This is a genomic window from Pantoea sp. BJFS-204 (genome assembly GCF_049310725.1).
GTDB classification, from domain to species: Bacteria; Pseudomonadota; Gammaproteobacteria; order Enterobacterales; family Enterobacteriaceae; genus Pantoea; species Pantoea agglomerans.
In genome coordinates, this window is record NZ_JBMOWE010000009.1 from 58549 (window position 1) to 76726 (window position 18178).

Sequence of the window (18178 nt, forward strand, 5' to 3'; positions counted from 1 at the left end):
CAAGAAAATATATCTATAACTTTCAATTAAATAAAACTGCCAGCCAATCTTTTTGCAGCGATAAACGACACGGCACTAATGTAGTCAATTCTATTCAAATTATGTTTACTACTACAATAGCGGATGTTTGAATGATTCTCAATTACAGATGAGAAGTATTGTCGTCCGGGAGACGAAATAATGTCTGATCCCTGATGCGATTCTCCGCTGCTTAAAGCGCTGCATATTGCAGACCACCTTCAGGGAAGCCCTGAGTGACAGACCGTCATGCAGGGCGTATTTGCTTCAGAAACTGTCAGTAACAGACACCAAAAGAAAAAATGAAAAACAAAGATTCACGATATCCGGCCCGGCACCCCGCTCTGGTCGTGGCGATCTGCAGCAGCATCATGCTGCCACAGGTCAATGCAGCAACCGACAGCGCTCCGGATATGACCGTGACCGCGGATGCCAGTTCAGAGGGAAATTACAGCGCCACTCAGAGTAGCGTCGCCAGTAAAATGCCGACCGCGCGGATCGATGAGGCGCAGTCGGTCAGCGTGGTCACGCAGCAGCAACTGGACGATTACCAGGCAAGCTCACTGGCAGATGCGATGCGCTTTGTCAGCGGTGTGACCGAAGCGAACACGCTGGCTGGCACCGAAGATGGCTTTGTACGACGCGGATTTGGCAGCAACGCCGATGGCTCCATCTACCGGGATGGCATCCGCAGCAGTCAGGGATTGAATTTCGATGCCACGACCGAGCGGGTTGAGGTGTTGAAAGGCTCCTCCTCGCTGCTGTATGGCATTCAGAATCCGGGCGGCATTATCAATGTAGTCAGCAAAAAGCCGCAATACAGCTGGCACTCCAGCGTCAGCGGACGTTACGCCAGTGAAGGTGGCGGTGCGGGCACCCTGGATGTCACCGGTCCGCTGGGCAACGGCTTCGCCTTCCGCCTGATCGCCGAAAAGCAAAATCAGGATTACTGGCGCAACTTTGGCAGTGAAGAGCACACACTGCTGGCACCCTCTCTGCAATGGTATGGCGAGCAGGCAAGTTTTCTGATCAGCTATGCCGACTACCGCTATGACATTCCCTACGATCGCGGCACGGCCTTTATCGACGGCAAGCCGATCGACATCGGTTATAAAGATCGGCTGGATGACAAAGCCAATCACGCCTGGGGCCATAACAAAACCCTGAATGCTCATTATGACTGGCAGTTTAATGATGAGTGGCGCACCCGGTTAACCCTGGGCTGGAACCAGCGGCGCTATGACAACAATGAAGTGCGCGTGACGGCGGTGAACGCCAGCAGCGGCGTGGTCACACGTCGCGCCGATGCCAATCGCGGGTTTAACCACAAAACCAAATATCTGAGCTGGGATCTGCTGGGTAATCCCGAAATTCTGGGTATGCAGCACGCGCTGGTGGTGGGCACCGACTATGAGATGAACCAGACTTATCGTGCCCATCAGTATCAGGGCAAGGTCAACCGCCAGTTCAACTATTTCACGCCTGAATATGACCTGCTGTCACCGGTCACGGACGCCAGCACGGAAAATAGCGCAGCCGCCAATAACCTGAACCGCATTCATAGCCGGTCACTCTACGCCAAAGACAGCATTTCTCTGTCACCCGACTGGATTGTGGTGCTGGGCGGTCGTTATCAGCATTATGAACAGCGCGCCTCGCGCGGCTTTAATCCGCAGGTGGAAACCCTGAATGATGAGGGTAATAAGTTTCTGCCGCAGGCGGGGGTGATCTACAAACTCACACCTGATCTCTCTTTCTACACCAGCGTCAGTAAGTCGTTCACCCCGTCAACCGACGTGGATGATGAGGGCAATGTCGGCAAACCGGAACAGGGCACCAGTTGGGAGGTTGGCAGTAAATGGCAACTCTCGCCGAAACTGTTCGCCACCGTCGCGCTCTATCGGATAGACGAAAAAGCGATGTCGCTGAATATTAATGGCAGCACGCGGGCCATTGATAAAGCCCGATCGACCGGCGCTGAGTTTGAGCTGAACGGCGAAATTGCACCCGGCTGGGATTTGAGCGCGAACTACAGCTATGATCAGGCAGAGATCGTTAATGACCGGGTTAATCCGGATAACAATGGCAATCGTCTGCAGAATGCGCCGCGCCATGCCGGTGCGCTCTATCTCAGTCATGAGATGCAAATCAGCAGCCTGCCCGGCTCGTTCCGGCTCGGCGGCGGTGCACGCTATGTCGGCAGCCGTGCAGGCGATCCCGATAACAGTTTCACCCTGCCCGACTATGTGGTGGCAGACAGTTTTGTGGCATGGAACAACCGCCTGTTCGGTGAAAAAACGCAGCTGCGTCTGAACATCAATAACCTGTTTAACCAGCACTATTACAGTTCAAGCGGCGGCAACCTGCGCGTCCGTGAAGGTGAAACCCGCAACCTGATGGTACAGGCCCGTGTTGAATTTTAAATCGCTGCGCTGTGCGTTATTAATGCTGAGCGTGATACTGGTCAGCGCTGGCGCACACGCCCGCACGCTGACCGACATCACCGGCCGTAAGATAGAGATACCCGACCATCCGCAGCGTATTGTGCTGGGTGAAAGCCGGATGCTCTACAGCGTCGCGCTGCTGACACCCGGCAATCCGCTGCAGCATATCGCTGGCTGGCCACAGGATCTGAAAAAGTATGATCCCCAGACCTGGCAGATTTTTGCCAGTAAGTTTCCGCAGATGGAGGAAATTCCGGTGCTGGGTCTGGATGGCGTCAATGACATGAATCCCGAACAGGTGATCGCACTGAAACCGGACCTGGTGATCCTGCCGCAGCTGGCGCGCGGCAGTGAAAGCGGAGCAGTGCTGGAGAAGATGCTCAGCGCGGCGCATATCCCGGTGGTGAAGATCGATCTGCGGGTTGAGCTGCTGAAAAATACCGAGCGCAGCATGACCCTGCTGGGCGAGGTGCTGAATCAGCCCCAGCGGGCTGCTGATTTTAATCGCTTTTACCGCAGCCACATGCAGCGCATTGAGAGCCGACTGGCGGGCTATCACGGTGCTAAACCTAAAGTTCTTTTGCAGCTGCATCTCGGGCGGCGCAGTGAATGCTGCGTGACGTCGGTGAATGGCAACCTGGGTGAGCTGCTGCGCTTTGCCGGGGGCGACAACATTGCCAGTCAGCAGATCAAAGGCGTGTTCGGACGGCTGAGTGAGGAGAGTGTGATTGCGGCACAGCCCGACTTTTACTTCGCCACCGGCACCGGCAGCGCCGATGAAGCGGGAGCCTTAAAACTCGGCCCCGCCGTCACAACAGCGCAGACCCGGCAGAGCCTGCTGGCGCTGACCGGTCAGCAGAATGCGCTGAAGCAGCTGACGGCATTGCGGGACGGTCATGCCGGGGCAATCTGGCACAACTTTTACCTCAGTCCGTGGCACGTGGTAGCGACAGAATTCTTCGCCACCACGCTCTATCCGCAACTGTTCCGCGATGTCGATCCTGAACAGACATTGCGGCAGCTGTTCCATGATTTCCTGCCGATCACCTATTCGGGCAGCTACCTCTATCGGCTCGCACCGGAGGCGACGTCGGACTCAGGCGGCTGACAGCCCGCGATTTTTCACCCGGACGATATCGGCCATCACCGACAGCGCAATCTCCGCCGGGGTTTTGCTGCCGATAGGCAGGCCGATGGGCGCATGGATGCGGTCCAGTTCGGCACGATCTATGCCGGCGATCTGTTGTAGTCGCGCCCGTCTTTTCTCGCTGTTTTTCGCCGAGCCCATGATGCCGATATAGAACGCGGGTGTCGCGATCGCCTCCATCATCGTCAGGTCATCAATGCGGGGATCGTGGGTCAGTGCCACTATCGCCACCGCTGCATGCGCGCCGTTCAGCTCCAGCCAGCGCGCCGGATGCTGTGACACCAGCGTCACGTTGTCCGCAGCGCTGAAGTGGCTCTCCAGCTCCGTCAGCATCTCCGGTCGGTGCTCACAGACCCGCACGTGAAAACCCAGCATCTGCCCTAGCCGGATGCACTCATATGCCACAGTCGAGTAGCCCGCGATCAGCAGTTCCGGTATCGCACCAACCGGCAGTAACATCTGCTGTTCACTGGCATCCAGCGCAGGCAACACCCTGTCAGGGGCGAGCACTTCCCACTGCGCACGTTCGCCGGGTCGTATCATTTTCACCATCGGCTGCTGTCCGCTCAGCGCGCGCTGCATGGCCGTCAGCAGCGCCAGCGTGGCATCATCGGGCGGCAGAAACTCGATGACGATCTCCAGGCTGCCGCCGCACGGCAGGCTGACGTCAGGACGCATTCCGCCTTCACCGTACCGCACCCGCTGACTGCTGGCGCGATAGGCTCCTGCCGCCAGTTGCGCCAGAAAGTCCTCTTCAATGCAGCCGCCCGACAGCGATCCGCAGTAAGCACCCGTTTCGTTGACCGTCATCAGGGTGCCAGGCGCGCGCGGCGAAGATCCATAGGTGCGCAGCACCGTGCAGAGCCAGACCTGCTGACCCGCCTGGCAGCTGCTCAGTGCCGCATTAATCACACGTTGATCCAGCGTAATCATGAAAATTCCTTTATTAACTGCAGATCAGCAGGGAGATCGATATCACACAAACAGCCGCGATCCTGAAGCGGCAGCCGGACGGCGAGTGACTTCACCGCCGCCTGCGGCCCGGCATCGCCCTGTAGCGTGCTCAGCATCGGATAGCAGGGGTGCTGAAAGCCAACCGGATGGCCCGGCCTGCCGTCAATCCACGGCCTGACGATCGGCGCGTCCGCCAGCGCGGCGCTGACGGCGCGGTAACTTTCAGGCGTGACAAACGGCATATCGCCCAGCGCAATCAGCCAGCCGTCATAGTCACGGCTGGCTTTGACACCTGCGGCGATTGATTCGCCCAGCCCGCCGCTGTCACACAGCACCAGGGTAGCCTGCGAGCAGAGCGCCTTAAGCGCAGCGGCGTCCGGGCGCGTGACCACAAACAGGTCAAGACCACTGGCAGCGGCCTGCTCCAGCGTGCGTTGCAGCACCGGTTTGCCATTCAGATCGGCCAGCAGCTTATGCTCACCCGCCTGCTGGCGAAAACGGCGACTCAGTCCGGCGGCCAGCACAATCAACGCTATCTTCACTCTTTCTCTCCGCTAAGCGTGAAAAACGGGCGCAGGTTTCAGCCCGCGCCCGCATATCCTCACATCGACCTGCTGGCAGCAGGTCAGGAACAGGCTCAGATAATCTTATCGAGAGTAATAGGTAAGTCGCGCACCCGCTTACCGGTGGCATGGAACACCGCATTACTGATGGCTGCCGCCACGCCCACGATACCCAGCTCACCCACGGCTTTACCGCCCATGGTGGTTGCCTCAAAATCGGGCTCGCCAACGTTGATGGTGGTAATGCTCGGAATGTCTCCGTTAACCGGCACCAGATAGTCGGCCAGGTTGTTGTTGATCACCCGACCATTGCGCGGATCGACGATGCCCTCTTCCATCAGCGCCTGACCGACGCCCATGATCATGCCGCCAATCCACTGGCTGCGCGCCAGTTTAGGGTTGTAGAGACGACCGCTATCGAGCGCCGCCACCATCCGTTTGACCCGGATAGTGCCGAAATCTTCATCGACCCGCACTTCCACAAACTGCGCGCTCCAGCTGTGGGCCGAGAATTTTTCAGGGCGGCTCATGTCATTAAGGTTGCGCACCATCTTGTCGCGCTCGCTCTGTGACAGATCGTCCGGGAAAGTGCCGCCTTTCACCGTCAGACTCTCCGCCGGTGCCAGGGTTGCCAGCCGGGCAAATGAGACCGCCATACCGCTGCGCAGATTATGCTGAACCCCGTCGCCTTTCAGCGTGAGCTGAGATGCCGGAGTGCCATTCAGTGGCGACTGTGGCAGCTCGCTGGCGAGTTTCAGCAGCTGGTCGCGCATTCGTCTGGCGGTATCGTTCACCGCCGCGGTCACGTTGCCCGCCAGCTGCGATCCACCTGCGACACCGGCACGCGGCAGCTCGGTATCACCCAGCTGAACCTCGATGGTGGTGGAGGCGACGCCAAGAATGTCGGCAGCGGTCTGCGCCAGGATGGTATAGGTCCCGGTGCCGATATCCGCACCGGCGCACTGCACCACAAATTTACCCTGTGGCGTCAGGATGATTTTTGCCTCAGCAGGCAGTTTGTTGACCGGATAGGTGCCAGAGGCCATGCCCCAGCCAATCAGTTCACGCCCTTCGCGCATCGACCGCGGCGTCATAATGCGCTTATCCCAGCCAAAGGCTTCAGCCCCTTTATGATAGGCTTCTTTCAGGCGACGCGAACTCCACGGTAGATCGAGCTGATAATCTTTGTCCGCCCAGTTGCGCAGACGCAGCTCCAGCGGATCGATATTCAGGGCATAGGCCATCTCGTCCATCGCCACTTCCAAGCCAAAGGCGCTGGGGTTTTCACCTGGCGCCCGCATCCAGCCTGGCGTCACGGTATTAATCGGCCTGACCTGATGCTGGGCGGAGACGTTGCCCACCGCATACATGCGGGCGGTGACTTTGCTGCAGTTCTCAGCAAATACATCGATTAATGAGGTTTCACTGAAGCTGCGCTGGATAATCGCCTGGATTTTGCCGTCACGCGAGGCACCCAGTTCCAGCTGCTGCGAGGTGGCGGGACGTCCGCCCAGACCGGTAAAGGTCTGCGGTCGGGTCAGCGACACTTTGATAGGACGCTTCAGCGCTCGTGACGCCACACTGGCCAGTGCGACGTGGGTGTAAGGCACTGGCTTGGACCCAAATCCCCCGCCGACATAGGGCGAAATGATCCGCACATCTTCAACGTCAATGCCCATCCACTCGGCGATTTCCACCTGCGCGCCTGCCACCCACTGACTTGGCTCCCAGACGGTAATGCGTCCATCCAGCCACTCAGCGACACAGGCGTGCGGTTCCATCGGCATGTTGTATTCGCGCGGCGTGGTATAGCGCTGGCTCAGACGCACCTCGGCCTGCTGCATCGCCGCCTGTGCATCGCCCATATCGATATCCTGTTTCGATACCGGTTTCGGTTCGACACCCTCATCGGTGGCAAAAATCAGTGCAGGCGAGGTTTCATAGTCGATCTCCACCAGCGAGGCGGCATAAGTTGCCTGCTCAAACGTCTCTGCCACCACCAGACCGATGTTCTGGCCGTTGTGAATAATCACATCGTCCTGAATCGGGGTATAGGTTGACTGCGCCGCGCCGCCGTCTGCAATCGCGGTAGGTTTGTTGATCTTCAGGCTATTCAGATGGGTATAAACCGCCACCACTCCCGAGGCCTGCTGCGCCTTTTCCGTAGACATCCGGCTGATACGGCCGCTGGCAACAGTAGACTGGATCACCACGCCATAGAGCGGATTTCCCGGCTGATGTTCTACCGCATACCGCGCCTCACCGGTGACTTTTACTTTGCCGTCACCCCGCGAGCGCCCGGCGCCCAGTCCCTCAATCGGATCGGTGGTTTCTGGTTCCGCCGTGGCAGTATCACTGGCACTGGCGCTTTGCATACTCAGACCCAGGCTGCCCGCCGCTGAGATCGCCGCCGTCGCCTTCAGTAACTCCCGACGTGCTTTGTCATTTACGTCACTCATGCGGTTTCTCCTGCTGCCATCAGCGCACGTGCAATCACACGCGGCGCCAGTTTTACTTTATAGGCGTTGTGGGTCAGCGCCTGCGTCTCCTGAGTAATCCGTTCTGCCGCCTGGAAGACCGTCTCTTCATTAAACGGCTGGCCCTCCAGCGCCTGCTCCACCGACCTGACCCGCCAGGGTTTGGTGGCGACGCCGCCCAGCGCAATATGCACCTGACGCATCACGCCGTTCTCCAGCGTGAAGCCTGCGGCCGCGCTGGCTGCAGCAAACTCATAAGAGCTGCGGTCACGGACTTTAAGGTAGTGTGAGTGCCGCAGTGACTCGGTTTGCGGCACTTCAATGGCCACAATAATTTCGTCATCGCGCAGATCGTGCTCACGATCAGGTGTGTCACCCGGCAGCAGGAAGAAATCATCAATCGCGATGCGACGGGTTTCGCCCTGCTGATTCTGCAGGACCACGATGGCGTCAAACGCCACCAGCGCCACCGCCAGATCGCCGGGATAGACCGCGATGCAGCTGTCGCTGGCGCCCAGGATGGCATGATTGCTGTTAACCCCATCCAGTGCGGCACAGCCGGAACCCGGATTGCGTTTGTTGCAGGCGGAAAAGGTCGCCGGATCGCGGTAATAGGCGCAACGGGTACGCTGGCGTAAATTACCGCCCAGCGTGGCCATGTTACGAATCTGCGGTGACGCGGCCTGCCACAGGCTGCCGTAGATGGCTGGCGCGTTCTGCTGGCAGGCGGGATGATCCGCCAGGCCGCTCATGGTGACCAGCGCGCCGGCCGTGATCTTATCGTCGTCAAACTGCAGGTTTTTAAGCCCGGTCAATCCAGTGATGCCGATGAGCTGCGGCGGCGTGAAGACCCCACACTTCATCATATCGAGTTGTGTGGTGCCGCCTGCCAGAAACTGGCTGCCAGACTGCTGTTTCAGGGCTGCGGCCTCCTCAGGCGACTGCGCGACTTTCCAGCTGAATTCATTCATGCGGACTCCTTCGCCATCTCTGCTGCGGCCTGTTTAATCGCATCCACAATGTGCGGATATGCTCCACAACGGCAAAGGTTGCCGCTCATATACTCACGGATCTCATCTTCTGAACCCGCATGGCCCTCTTTGATGCAGGCGACGGCGGACATAATCTGACCCGGTGTACAGTAGCCGCACTGGAAGGCGTCATTCTCCATAAAGCAGCGCTGCACCGGGTGCAGCTCACCTTCGGTGGAAGCCAGCCCTTCAATGCTGGTCACTTCGGCGCCATCCGCCTGAGCCGCCAGCGTCAGGCAACTCAGCACCCGCTGGCCATTAATCAGTACCGTGCAGGCACCGCACTGCCCCTGATCGCACCCTTTTTTGGTGCCGGTCAGGTTAAGATGCTCACGCAACGCATCAAGCAGGGTGACACGGGGATCGACCTGCATCTGCTGCGACTGACCATTAACCTGCATTGTTAGCGATATTTTTTCCGACATTGTCTGCTTCCCATTGTTGGGGGCCAAAAGATGTAATTTTTTATAGGTTTATTTCTGACGGGGTTCGAATCGGGGGAAAATCGTGATAACCCTAATCTTTACGCGCGTATCTCTGCTTTAAGGTTTAGCAGCTTTTTGGCAATTTTGCGGGGAAGCCGGGAAAAGTAAGTGTTATCTGAATGGCGGAGCGAGGTTGAATCGGGATAAATACGTGTTCATACAACGCCCATCTAAATGATTTTATTGATTTTATTGAAAAAAGCTTTTATAGCCGTCGTTCATAGGGTTTATCTGTCCGCCTCATTAATCCTGCCGCGAAATGTGTAACCCTGAAAGGCAATTTCGGGTCTGATAGCAGGTCGGGTAGCGAAGCCGTAGTTAACGTCGATAAATCGGCCTGTCCCGACCGGGATAACCGATCAAACAGGTCAGAGGGCCTATGCTGAAAGAAAATTTTAACGATCTAATCTATCTGGTGGTGGTAGCAGAAGAGCGTAGCTTCACCCGGGCAGCGGCGAAGCTGGGTGTGTCGCAGTCGGCACTGAGCCACGCGATTCGCGCTCTGGAAGAGCGTCTTAGCGTCCGGTTGCTGACGCGCACTACACGCAGCGTTGCCCCGACAGAAGCGGGTGAACGGCTGATCACTACCCTCGCCCCGCTGTTCAGCGAGATTGAGTCTGAACTGGTCAATGTCACTGACAGTCAGGGTAAAATCTCCGGCAACATTCGTATCACCGCAGGCGAACATGCGCTCACCTCTACACTCTGGCCGCTGCTCAGGCCCTTTCTTCAGCAATACCCCGATGTCCATGTTGAAGTGTCGGTGGATAACAGTCTGACCGATATTGTCAGCGGCCGTTTCGATGCAGGCGTGCGACTGGGTGAGCAGGTCGAAAAGGATATGGTGGCGGTACGCATCGGGCCGGACTGGAATATGTGCGTGGTGGCAGCCAGCAGCTATTTTGATCAGCACGGCAGACCTGAGACTCCCTATGATTTACAGCATCATAACTGCATCAACCTGCGGCTGCCGACGCTGGGTGGCCTCTATAACTGGGAGTTTATGCGTGATGGCAAGGAGATCAGGGTCAAAACGCAGGGTCAGTTAATTTTTAATCATCTCGCGTCGCGCATTGATGCCGCACTGAGCGGGATGGGGATCTGCTATGTGCCGCAGGATAGCGTTGCGGAACACCTTAAAAGTGGCCGTCTGGTTCAGGTTTTGGCTGACTGGTGTGAGCCTTTTCCGGGTTATTATCTTTACTATCCCAGCCGCAGACAGCACACCAGCGCCTTTACACGTTTGATTGATGCGGTGCGCTATCGCGGTTGAGAGACAGCCGCGATAGCCAGTCAGCTGGCATTAAGCCGCTGACGTTCAAGCTGTCGCGTTTTGCGACCTGAAATCACCATCGCCACAATAAATACCAGTGCAAACAGCACCACGATCGTGGGTGCTGGCGCGCTGTCGATAAAGAACGAGAGATAGACCCCGCTCAGCGACACCAGCACCGACACCACGACCGCCACCAGCAGCGCATGTGAAAAGCGGCGGGTAAGCAGAATTGCGATAGCACCGGGCGCGATCAGCAGGGAAATCGACAGGATAATCCCTACTGCTTTCAGCGTCGCCACAATGGTCAGCGAGACCATGCAGAGCAGCCCATAATGCAGCCAGCGTGCGGGTAAGCCAGAGACCTGCGCCTGCTGCGGATCAAAACTGAACAGCATAAAATCACGCCATTTCACCGCAATGACCCCGACGATCACCGCTGCGATAAGCGAGGTCTGAATTATGTCAGCGCCCGTAATACCCAGCATGTCACCAAACAGAATGTGATCAAGATGCACCTCCGGTTTCACGGCGATATAGAGGATCAATCCCACCGCGAACATGCCGGAAAAGACGATTCCCAGCACCGTATCCTGCTTGATGCGACTGTTGTCCTGCACAAATCCACTGGCAACGGCACAGAACAGACCGGCGACAAACGCGCCCACCGCCAGCGGCAGCCCGGCCATCCAGGCGAGGACGATGCCGGGGAATACCGCATGGCTCATGGCATCGCCCATCAGCGCCCAGCCTTTCAGCACCAGAAAGACCGACAGCAGCGCACAGGGGATCGCCACCACCAGCGCAATCAGCAACGCACTGTTCATAAAAGCGAACTGGAAAGGTTCAAAGATCGACATCAGCCAGGCTCCTTTTCGGGACGATGGCGGCCACGACGCCGGTTAGCCAGCAAGCCATGTTTGGGCGCAAAGACAAACGCCAGCAGGAACAACAACGTCTGCGCCACCACGATGATGCCGCCCGTTGCGCCATCCAGGTAGTAACTCGCCCACGCACCGAGAAAACTGGTGATACTGCCAATCGCTACGGCAATCATCAGCAGACGCGGGAAGCGGTCGGTGAGCATCCAGGCCGTCGCGCCTGGCGTCACCACCAGACAGATCACCAGAAATGCACCGACGGTTTGCAGCGCCGCCACGGTTGAGACTGCCAGCAGGGTAAAGAAGAGGACTTTCAGTCGTTCAGGACGCAGTCCGATAGCGCGCGCGTGATTCTCATCAAAGAAGGTGACCATCAGATCCTTCCACTTAAACAGCAGAATGATGATCGACAGCCCGCCAATCAGCGCCAGCTGAAGTATATCTGCGGGCGCAATCGCCAGAATATTGCCGAGCACAATGGTCTGAATGTTTACCGCGGTCGGATTGAGCGACACCATAAACAGACCCAGACCAAAGAAGGAGGAGAAGATCAGGCCGATGATTGCATCTTCTTTTAAGCGGGTGCGCTGATTGAGTAACAGCATACTGCCCGCCGCCAGCCCACCTGAGAGAAACGCGCCCAGCGCAAAGGGCAGTCCCAGCATGTAAGCACCCGCTACGCCCGGCACGATGGAGTGCGACAGCGCATCGCCAATCAGCGACCAGCCTTTGAGCATCAGATAGCAGGAGAGAAACGCACACAGGCCGCCGACCATGGCGGAGACCCACATCGCGTTGAGCATGTAGTGATAACCAAAAGGCTCCAGTAACAGTTCCATGGTCAGTTTCCGTCTTCAGGTGCCGTACGTGGCGCAATAAAAGGCCGCTCATCGTCGGTGATAATCTGATCGTCCAGCCCTTTCACCATCACATGACGCAGCACCCCACTGAATGCACGCTCAAGGTTGGCGGCGGTAAAGGTGGTGCGCGTCGGGCCGCTGGCCAGAATGGTGCCTTTGACTATCACGGTGTAATCGCAGAACTCCGTGACCGATCCCAGATTATGCGTTGAGACCAGCATGGTCTTGCCTTCATCGCGCAGCTCACCCAGCAGGCTGATGATTCTGGCCTCAGTCTGAACGTCCACGCCGGTAAACGGCTCATCCAGCAGGATAACGCTGCCCTGCTGGGCAATGGCGCGCGCCAGAAATACCCTTTTCTTCTGTCCGCCGGAGAGTTCACCGATTTGACGATGGCGGTAATCCAGCATATCGACCCGCGCCAGCGCATCACTGACAATCTGCTGGTCGTGCGGTTTCGGTCGACGCAGCAGGCCCATATGACCGTAGCGACCCATCATTACCACATCTTCCACCAGCACCGGAAAAGACCAGTCCACCTCTTCCGACTGCGGCACATATGCGACCAGACTCTGACGCAGTGCTTCACGAGTTGGCATGCCGAGCACTGAGATGCTGCCGCTGGCGAGCCGGACAAAGCCCATCAGCGCTTTGAACAGGGTTGACTTACCTGAGCCATTGACGCCCACCAGCGCCGCAATCGATCCGCCCGGCACGCTGAAGCTGGCATCATGCAACGCGGTGTGACCGTTGCGATAGGTCACGGTGACATCCGAAACAACGATGGTGTCTGTCATTGCGCTTTCTCTCCCGCTTTAATGCCCTGCGCCAGCGTCTCCGTGGTGACTCTGAGCAGATCCAGATAGGTCGGCACCGGTCCCTGAGCGTTGCTTAATGAGTCGACGTAAAGCACCCCACCGTAATGCGCACCCGTTTCCCGCGCGACCTGGCGGGCTGGCTTATCCGACACGGTGCTTTCACTGAACACCGCTGGAATAGCATTTTTCTTCACCTGGTCGATCACTTTTCTCACCTGTTGCGGCGTGCCTTGCTGATCAGCATTTACAGGCCACAGGTAGAGTTCTTTCATGCCCAGGTCGCGAGCCAGATAGGAGAATGCGCCTTCGCTGGTCACCATCCAGCGTTTATCCTCCGGGATGTCGGCAATCTGCTGGCGAAGCGGATCCAGCGCTGCGGTGATTTTTTGCTTATAGGCGGCTGCGTTCTGACGATAGGTCTCCGCATGCGCCGGGTCATATTTCACCAGCGCATCACGGATATTATCGACATAGATCAGCGCATTGTCCGGAGACATCCAGGCGTGCGGATTTGGTTTACCGTTATAAGGCCCCTCGCCGATACCGATCGGTTTTACCCCGGCAGAGACAATCACTTCCGGCACCCCATCCAGATGCTGATAAAAGCGCTCAAACCAGCGTTCGAGATTAAGCCCGTTCGCCATGATTAACTGCGCACCCTGCGCCCGTTTGATATCGCCGGGCGTCGGCTGATATTCGTGTATTTCAGCACCCGGTTTGGTAATGGAAGTGACTTCGGCCGCATCGCCCGCCACGTTTTTTACCATGTCAGCGATGACCGTAAACGTCGTCACTACCTTAAATTTTTCTGCTGCATAGCTGCTGGTCGCCATCAGGGTTGTCAGTAGCGCACTCAGTAGCATTATGGTTATTTTTCTTTTCGGGACCATAGGGCGATCTCCAGAGGTGATTAAAAACAGAACATAATTAGCATAGGCTATTTTTTATAGCACAGGCTATACCTTTGTAACAGCGAAGGGTTGTGAAGTTTCTTCAGCGTCTGGACCCGAATGTGAAGTTTTGTAAGCGAATCGCTTTACTTGTTGATATATAGAAATTTAATTTCAATGATGGGAAGTTTATGGAAAGCGTGATGTATATCTATAACCGGGTTTACGCCTTTCTCATCTGTGGTTGAGTAAACCGCAGGAACGATAACAGGATTACAAAAAGCCCATCCTGACGGCGCAATTTACCGAAAAGCGTTCTGACACCTGGCGGCACTCACATGACACGCATAGCAGACCGACAATTAAAATAATCTTATTGATAGGCTGAATTGATTAAGCTTCGTAAATTTTTTTGCTACAGTTAATGTTACTTACCGCAATCACCCAGGAGGATAATTTGTATTTTTCCAGCGACGAAAAAGCGAATGTCATCATTGGCGAAGCCGCAATGAACCTGTTTAATGCCGGTCAGGAAGTGAATGTTGAACTGCTGATTAATGAACTAAGGGTCATGGCTGACTCTGAAGTTAATGAGACTCGCCTTGAGCAGATGCAGCATGCGCTTCAATGGCTGATGGGGTTCAAAACCATCGGTTCCCGCAGCACCGCCCCGGCGAACTGGCTTGCCAAAACCACTGGCAAAGAGCCCGCTGCTCCCGTCTCTGCCGATGACATCTTCTTTAAACACTAACCCAGGTGTGCCGTTCCTCTCCGGCCTTAATATTCAGGTCGGAGCGTCGGTGGGGTGTGAATGATACAAGAATCTGGTACAATTTTTACCTCGCTACAAACTCCTCGTAACACCCTGTTTTAAAAGTCTTAGCACTTTTTGCACAAAAAAATTAATCCCAAAAATCCAAAATTCTGTACAAGTTTTGCAAAGATGTATAACTTGCGCATCCAGAGTGCATACATTTAAATCACCTGAGGACAACAACATGCGTCAGAACGGACAAGCCCCGGAAACGATCAGCGATATTGCCCGTTACTTTAATCAGGCCAGCTCACCGTCGCAACAGGAGACGCTGGGTTCGGTTGTGGTGGAAATTCTGCGCGCAGGTCATAGCCTTAGTCGGAAAGCGATTTGCAGTAAACTGCTGAGTCGCCTTGAACTGGCTGCCACGCCAGAAGAAGAGAGTCATCTGCATGAACTCATTGCGATGCTGTTTCGTCGCGAAGATTAATGCCCTCTCAAGGTCGTGCATGTTAATCAGGACGCCTGTTTCAGCCATCACCCAGGAAGATCTATCCTAGCAATAAAGCCCAGTTCTGCTTCCCGTATCGGGTGCACTAAGTCGCACCCGCTGACGCATACGGACCCGCAGCATGGCCATTGATTCGCAATCAGAGAAGCCAGTATGTACAGAAGTGAAGATGAGAAACTGACAGATGTTATGATCGGCGAAGCCGTTCTGACATTACTCAAGTCAGACAAACCGGTATCCAGCAACGCCTTAATCGCACAGCTCGAACTGATGGCTGCTGATGCTGACGACGCCGTGAAAGTGTCAGTGATTCGCAAAGCCATCACTGAAGTCCGTAATGGTATGGTTGCCGCGCGCAAACGCGTGCAGGGCGACGGTGCCGAACGTGATAACACGGCTCATCGTATGAACAGTGATGGCCCGCCTGAAGGTTCGAAAAAGCACTGATTGAGCGTACTGCGTACCTGATACATGCGGCTAATTTTAAGCGAAGCGGCAGACCTGAACAGAATTTTTAAGGCGGGCTGGGCAAAACGAAAACTGCGCCTACACTCGTTTTTGACTTCAACCATTGCATCTGACCCATTTTCCTCAGAGAAAGAATAATCATGCAGCATTCATCATCAGATTCTTCAATCATTGACTACTTCCGTAGCGCAGGCGATCAGCTTGCTCCGGAAACTGAACTGCTGGGCGCAGTGATTCGTGACATTGTTGCTGATCAGGGACGTGTAACCAATAAAGCGATCATCCTCTATTTGATCGCTGAACTGGAATGCACTTCAGATGTTGTCAGGCTGGATGTGTTACGCAAAACGCTGGAAATCGTGGTTGGCCGCACGCCAGACGATACCGGCATCTGATACGCCATTCTGCGTTACCTCTGGTAACGCAGGATACTCTTCCCCCTCGCCCGCTTTTGTTTCCTTCCCTCACTTTCGCTGTATACCCGATATGCCACACAGAAATTATCCGATATAAAAATTCTTTTGCAGGTTAATGATGTAGCAGGGATTTGATCCCGACGATAACGCTTTTTTGCAATCATGCCAGATGATGATCATTCAGGCTTAATAAGACCTGCCAATGAAAAGGCGAACTTCTTTATCAGAAATTCGCCACCCCTAATGAATAATCAACAGAAAGATCTGACTGACATTTTTAATGCGGTCATCAACCGTCTCGCTGAATAAAAAACAAACGACTCACAAAAAATCCGTTTTAATGGCTGCCAGCAATATGCAATGCCTCTTATTCTCGCCGATGTCAAAGGTAGCAGGGCCGCTATCATGACACAGGCCGGGACAACGCCCGGCATCAGGCCTGGCAACCTTAATGCATCTTACGAGTGAAAAAGCTTATCGCTTCCTGACACAATGCTTTCAGCCTGCTGTCACGCGTCTCTTCGCTCAGGCGAAACAGCGCGTCCGTAATGTCGTGGAAATGAACCGGCTCTCCCGCCTTGATCAAATCACTGACTACCGCACCAACCAGCGCACGGATTTCATTATCGTTGTCGTACTTCACACGACCTCCCGATGGTGTATGCATATACAGTCTATCATTAGCGGGAGCCAAAAAACAAAAAAGCCGTCAAGCGGGAAATATAAGCGAAGCGGCAAAAAGGTTATTAACTATACAACCTCAGAATATTATCTTGCTTTATTTTCACCCCATGCAGCCCTGAAGCTATAAATAGCCAAAACGTGGTAGCAACCGCTGTAATCTATTTATGCCCATGTATATTGAGAGTTGGATAGTTATATATCGCGGAAACAGACTTTTGGCTGAATGTGTTATAAACACTTTTTCGACTCACTGTTTTTTGCGATAACCTGCGCGGCAGGCTTCCCTGCCTGATATGTTCTGACCAGCCTTTCACAAATGATCATCTGACAATGGCCAGCAGTATGATAAAACTATCGTCATCCTCTGGTGTCACGAGCAGCACATGGCTAAATTTACCCTGAAACAGATTGCTGCCCAGTCGGGACTCAGTCTGGCGACCATCGACCGGGCACTGCATCAGCGCGGCAACGTGCATGCCACAACCCAGCACCGAATCCAGCAGGCGATAGCGGACCTGGAACTGATGCAAAAAGCGGGACTCGCCAGGGGAAGAACGATCTATTTCGACGTCATCATGCATACACCTGACCGCTTTCAGCCACTGATACGTGAGGCGTTCAGCAGTCAGATTGCCAGTTTTACTGCCTTTAAACTTCAGCTGCGTTTCCACTTCGGCGCGAATTTGACTGCGGAGGCGATTAACGCGCTGCTGAATAAAAAAGCGTTGCATAGTCACGGCGTCATTCTTAAGGCAGCCTGTTCTGGTGAACTTCATCCCACCCTTGAATCACTGCTGAAACAACGCGTCCCGGTGGTCACCATGATGAGTGACCTGCCCGGCAGCGCGCGCCTGCGCTATATCGGCATGGATAATTTTGATGCCGGTAAAGTGGCGGCTTTTCTGATGTCAAAATGGCTGCGGGTGAGTCGTTCGCATATTGTGGCTGTGACCGGCAGTCACGATTTCATTGGCGAACAGGAGAGAATTCAGGGGTTTCAGCGAGCAATGCAGGAGTTTGCACCCCAGCATCAGGTGAGCGTGGTGGCAGGCGGTTATGGCATTGACGCCCGGATGCAGCAGTCGGTGACACAGTTTTTGCAGAGACATCCGGATGCAGATGCGGTCTACACAGTCGGTGGCGGTAATCCCGGCATACTGCGCGCTTTTGCCGAACAAAAGCGGACGGTTAACGCTTTTATTGGTCACGATCTCGATCGTGAGAATCGTGCACTGCTGCAGGCCGGTAAAATTGATGCATTAATCGAGCATAATTTACAGCTTGATGCGCTGCACGCTTTCAGAACGCTGCTGGCGTTTCATGGATTTTTGCCCGCCTCAGAACCGCCCGCGCCCTACTCTAAAATCAACATCATCACCCGTTACAACATGACAGCCTGAAAAACTGTCAGGCAATTAATGAGCCCGGCTCATAACCGTTTGCCGACTGAGCGGGCTAATCACGCTCCGGCTTGCCGGTTACACTGTGCATGACACGTTAACAA

The 18178-nt window shown here is 55.2% G+C and carries 18 protein-coding genes; 8 read left to right on the forward strand and 10 right to left on the reverse strand.

The window, feature by feature from the left end; all coding sequences use genetic code 11:
- The first annotated feature begins 320 nt into the window (after positions 1–320).
- Both ACO6VX_RS20040 and ACO6VX_RS20045 read left to right on the forward strand, forming a co-directional pair.
- Positions 321–2441 (forward strand): TonB-dependent siderophore receptor, encoded by a 2121-nt coding sequence (locus ACO6VX_RS20040; protein ID WP_159226857.1) that lies wholly within the window; start codon positions 321–323, stop codon positions 2439–2441.
- A 22-nt stretch (positions 2442–2463) separates the two neighbouring features.
- The gene (locus tag ACO6VX_RS20045; protein ID WP_422458285.1) at positions 2464–3570 is read left to right on the forward strand and encodes an ABC transporter substrate-binding protein; all 1107 of its coding nucleotides are present in this window, start codon (positions 2464–2466) and stop codon (positions 3568–3570) included.
- Here the strand turns inward: ACO6VX_RS20045 and ACO6VX_RS20050 are convergent.
- The 5 genes from ACO6VX_RS20050 to ACO6VX_RS20070 form a co-directional block, all read right to left on the reverse strand.
- Positions 3559–4542 (reverse strand): XdhC family protein, encoded by a 984-nt coding sequence (locus ACO6VX_RS20050; protein ID WP_422431394.1) that lies wholly within the window; start codon positions 4540–4542, stop codon positions 3559–3561. The genes ACO6VX_RS20045 and ACO6VX_RS20050 overlap by 12 nt on opposite strands.
- On the reverse strand, positions 4539–5105 hold the full coding sequence (locus tag ACO6VX_RS20055; RefSeq protein WP_033768802.1) for a nucleotidyltransferase family protein: 567 nt from the start codon (positions 5103–5105) through the stop codon (positions 4539–4541). Before ACO6VX_RS20055 ends, ACO6VX_RS20050 begins: the two co-directional genes overlap by 4 nt.
- A 95-nt stretch (positions 5106–5200) precedes the next feature.
- The gene (locus tag ACO6VX_RS20060) at positions 5201–7585 is read right to left on the reverse strand and encodes a xanthine dehydrogenase family protein molybdopterin-binding subunit (RefSeq protein WP_311979411.1); all 2385 of its coding nucleotides are present in this window, start codon (positions 7583–7585) and stop codon (positions 5201–5203) included.
- On the reverse strand, positions 7582–8574 hold the full coding sequence (locus ACO6VX_RS20065; protein WP_422431392.1) for an FAD binding domain-containing protein: 993 nt from the start codon (positions 8572–8574) through the stop codon (positions 7582–7584). Before ACO6VX_RS20065 ends, ACO6VX_RS20060 begins: the two co-directional genes overlap by 4 nt.
- On the reverse strand, positions 8571–9059 hold the full coding sequence (locus ACO6VX_RS20070) for a (2Fe-2S)-binding protein (protein ID WP_022624540.1): 489 nt from the start codon (positions 9057–9059) through the stop codon (positions 8571–8573). The genes ACO6VX_RS20065 and ACO6VX_RS20070 overlap by 4 nt, the downstream gene beginning before the upstream one ends.
- Positions 9060–9498: 439 nt before the next feature.
- Between ACO6VX_RS20070 and ACO6VX_RS20075 the strand changes: the two genes are divergently transcribed.
- On the forward strand, positions 9499–10392 hold the full coding sequence (locus tag ACO6VX_RS20075) for a LysR family transcriptional regulator (protein WP_010246903.1): 894 nt from the start codon (positions 9499–9501) through the stop codon (positions 10390–10392).
- 20 nt (positions 10393–10412) lie between these two features.
- On the opposite strand, the gene ACO6VX_RS20080 is transcribed toward ACO6VX_RS20075, so the two are convergent.
- Genes ACO6VX_RS20080 through ACO6VX_RS20095 form a run of 4 tightly spaced genes read right to left on the reverse strand, consistent with a single transcriptional unit; the run spans position 10413 to position 13814 of the window.
- On the reverse strand, positions 10413–11252 hold the full coding sequence (locus ACO6VX_RS20080; RefSeq protein ID WP_422431389.1) for a metal ABC transporter permease: 840 nt from the start codon (positions 11250–11252) through the stop codon (positions 10413–10415).
- A complete protein-coding gene (sitC, locus tag ACO6VX_RS20085; RefSeq protein WP_010246899.1) occupies positions 11252–12112 on the reverse strand; it encodes an iron/manganese ABC transporter permease subunit SitC in 861 nt (286 codons plus the stop codon). Before sitC ends, ACO6VX_RS20080 begins: the two co-directional genes overlap by 1 nt.
- Positions 12113–12114: 2 nt before the next feature.
- Positions 12115–12930 (reverse strand): manganese/iron ABC transporter ATP-binding protein, encoded by an 816-nt coding sequence (locus ACO6VX_RS20090; protein WP_010246897.1) that lies wholly within the window; start codon positions 12928–12930, stop codon positions 12115–12117.
- A complete protein-coding gene (locus tag ACO6VX_RS20095) occupies positions 12927–13814 on the reverse strand; it encodes a metal ABC transporter substrate-binding protein (protein WP_407719777.1) in 888 nt (295 codons plus the stop codon). Before ACO6VX_RS20095 ends, ACO6VX_RS20090 begins: the two co-directional genes overlap by 4 nt.
- 484 nt (positions 13815–14298) lie before the next feature.
- On the opposite strand from ACO6VX_RS20095, the gene ACO6VX_RS20100 reads away from it, so the two are divergent.
- The 4 genes from ACO6VX_RS20100 to ACO6VX_RS20115 all read left to right on the forward strand — a co-directional run bounded on the left by ACO6VX_RS20100 (position 14299) and on the right by ACO6VX_RS20115 (position 15969).
- Positions 14299–14592, forward strand: coding sequence for a hypothetical protein (locus ACO6VX_RS20100; RefSeq protein WP_010670559.1), 294 nt, complete (start codon positions 14299–14301; stop codon positions 14590–14592).
- A gap of 247 nt (positions 14593–14839) precedes the next feature.
- Positions 14840–15085 (forward strand): regulatory protein YcgZ, encoded by a 246-nt coding sequence (gene ycgZ / locus ACO6VX_RS20105; RefSeq protein WP_422431384.1) that lies wholly within the window; start codon positions 14840–14842, stop codon positions 15083–15085.
- A gap of 174 nt (positions 15086–15259) precedes the next feature.
- Positions 15260–15553: a hypothetical protein gene (locus tag ACO6VX_RS20110; protein WP_010670560.1), complete on the forward strand. Its 294-nt coding sequence runs from the start codon at positions 15260–15262 to the stop codon at positions 15551–15553.
- A gap of 161 nt (positions 15554–15714) precedes the next feature.
- On the forward strand, positions 15715–15969 hold the full coding sequence (locus ACO6VX_RS20115) for a biofilm/acid-resistance regulator YmgB/AriR (RefSeq protein WP_010246887.1): 255 nt from the start codon (positions 15715–15717) through the stop codon (positions 15967–15969).
- Positions 15970–16438: 469 nt separating this feature from the next.
- On the opposite strand, the gene ACO6VX_RS20120 is transcribed toward ACO6VX_RS20115, so the two are convergent.
- On the reverse strand, positions 16439–16633 hold the full coding sequence (locus tag ACO6VX_RS20120) for a hypothetical protein (RefSeq protein WP_010246886.1): 195 nt from the start codon (positions 16631–16633) through the stop codon (positions 16439–16441).
- A 424-nt stretch (positions 16634–17057) separates the two neighbouring features.
- On the opposite strand from ACO6VX_RS20120, the gene ACO6VX_RS20125 reads away from it, so the two are divergent.
- On the forward strand, positions 17058–18074 hold the full coding sequence (locus tag ACO6VX_RS20125) for a substrate-binding domain-containing protein (protein ID WP_033760784.1): 1017 nt from the start codon (positions 17058–17060) through the stop codon (positions 18072–18074).
- Positions 18075–18178: the final 104 nt, after the last annotated feature.

Bases quoted from the DNA above. Each gene is read 5' to 3' on its own strand.
- ACO6VX_RS20040 (WP_159226857.1), top strand. From the start codon at position 321: ATGAAAAACAAAGATTCACGATATCCGGCCCGGCACCCCGCTCTGGTC.
- ACO6VX_RS20045 (WP_422458285.1), top strand. From the start codon at position 2,464: ATGCTGAGCGTGATACTGGTCAGCGCTGGCGCACACGCCCGCACGCTG.
- ACO6VX_RS20050 (WP_422431394.1), bottom strand. From the start codon at position 4,542: ATGATTACGCTGGATCAACGTGTGATTAATGCGGCACTGAGCAGCTGC.
- ACO6VX_RS20060 (WP_311979411.1), bottom strand. From the start codon at position 7,585: ATGAGTGACGTAAATGACAAAGCACGTCGGGAGTTACTGAAGGCGACG.
- ACO6VX_RS20065 (WP_422431392.1), bottom strand. From the start codon at position 8,574: ATGAATGAATTCAGCTGGAAAGTCGCGCAGTCGCCTGAGGAGGCCGCA.
- ACO6VX_RS20070 (WP_022624540.1), bottom strand. From the start codon at position 9,059: ATGTCGGAAAAAATATCGCTAACAATGCAGGTTAATGGTCAGTCGCAG.
- ACO6VX_RS20075 (WP_010246903.1), top strand. From the start codon at position 9,499: ATGCTGAAAGAAAATTTTAACGATCTAATCTATCTGGTGGTGGTAGCA.
- ACO6VX_RS20080 (WP_422431389.1), bottom strand. From the start codon at position 11,252: ATGTCGATCTTTGAACCTTTCCAGTTCGCTTTTATGAACAGTGCGTTG.
- sitC (WP_010246899.1), bottom strand. From the start codon at position 12,112: ATGGAACTGTTACTGGAGCCTTTTGGTTATCACTACATGCTCAACGCG.
- ACO6VX_RS20090 (WP_010246897.1), bottom strand. From the start codon at position 12,930: ATGACAGACACCATCGTTGTTTCGGATGTCACCGTGACCTATCGCAAC.
- ACO6VX_RS20095 (WP_407719777.1), bottom strand. From the start codon at position 13,814: ATGCTACTGAGTGCGCTACTGACAACCCTGATGGCGACCAGCAGCTAT.
- ycgZ (WP_422431384.1), top strand. From the start codon at position 14,840: ATGCGTCAGAACGGACAAGCCCCGGAAACGATCAGCGATATTGCCCGT.
- ACO6VX_RS20110 (WP_010670560.1), top strand. From the start codon at position 15,260: ATGTACAGAAGTGAAGATGAGAAACTGACAGATGTTATGATCGGCGAA.
- ACO6VX_RS20115 (WP_010246887.1), top strand. From the start codon at position 15,715: ATGCAGCATTCATCATCAGATTCTTCAATCATTGACTACTTCCGTAGC.
- ACO6VX_RS20125 (WP_033760784.1), top strand. From the start codon at position 17,058: ATGGCTAAATTTACCCTGAAACAGATTGCTGCCCAGTCGGGACTCAGT.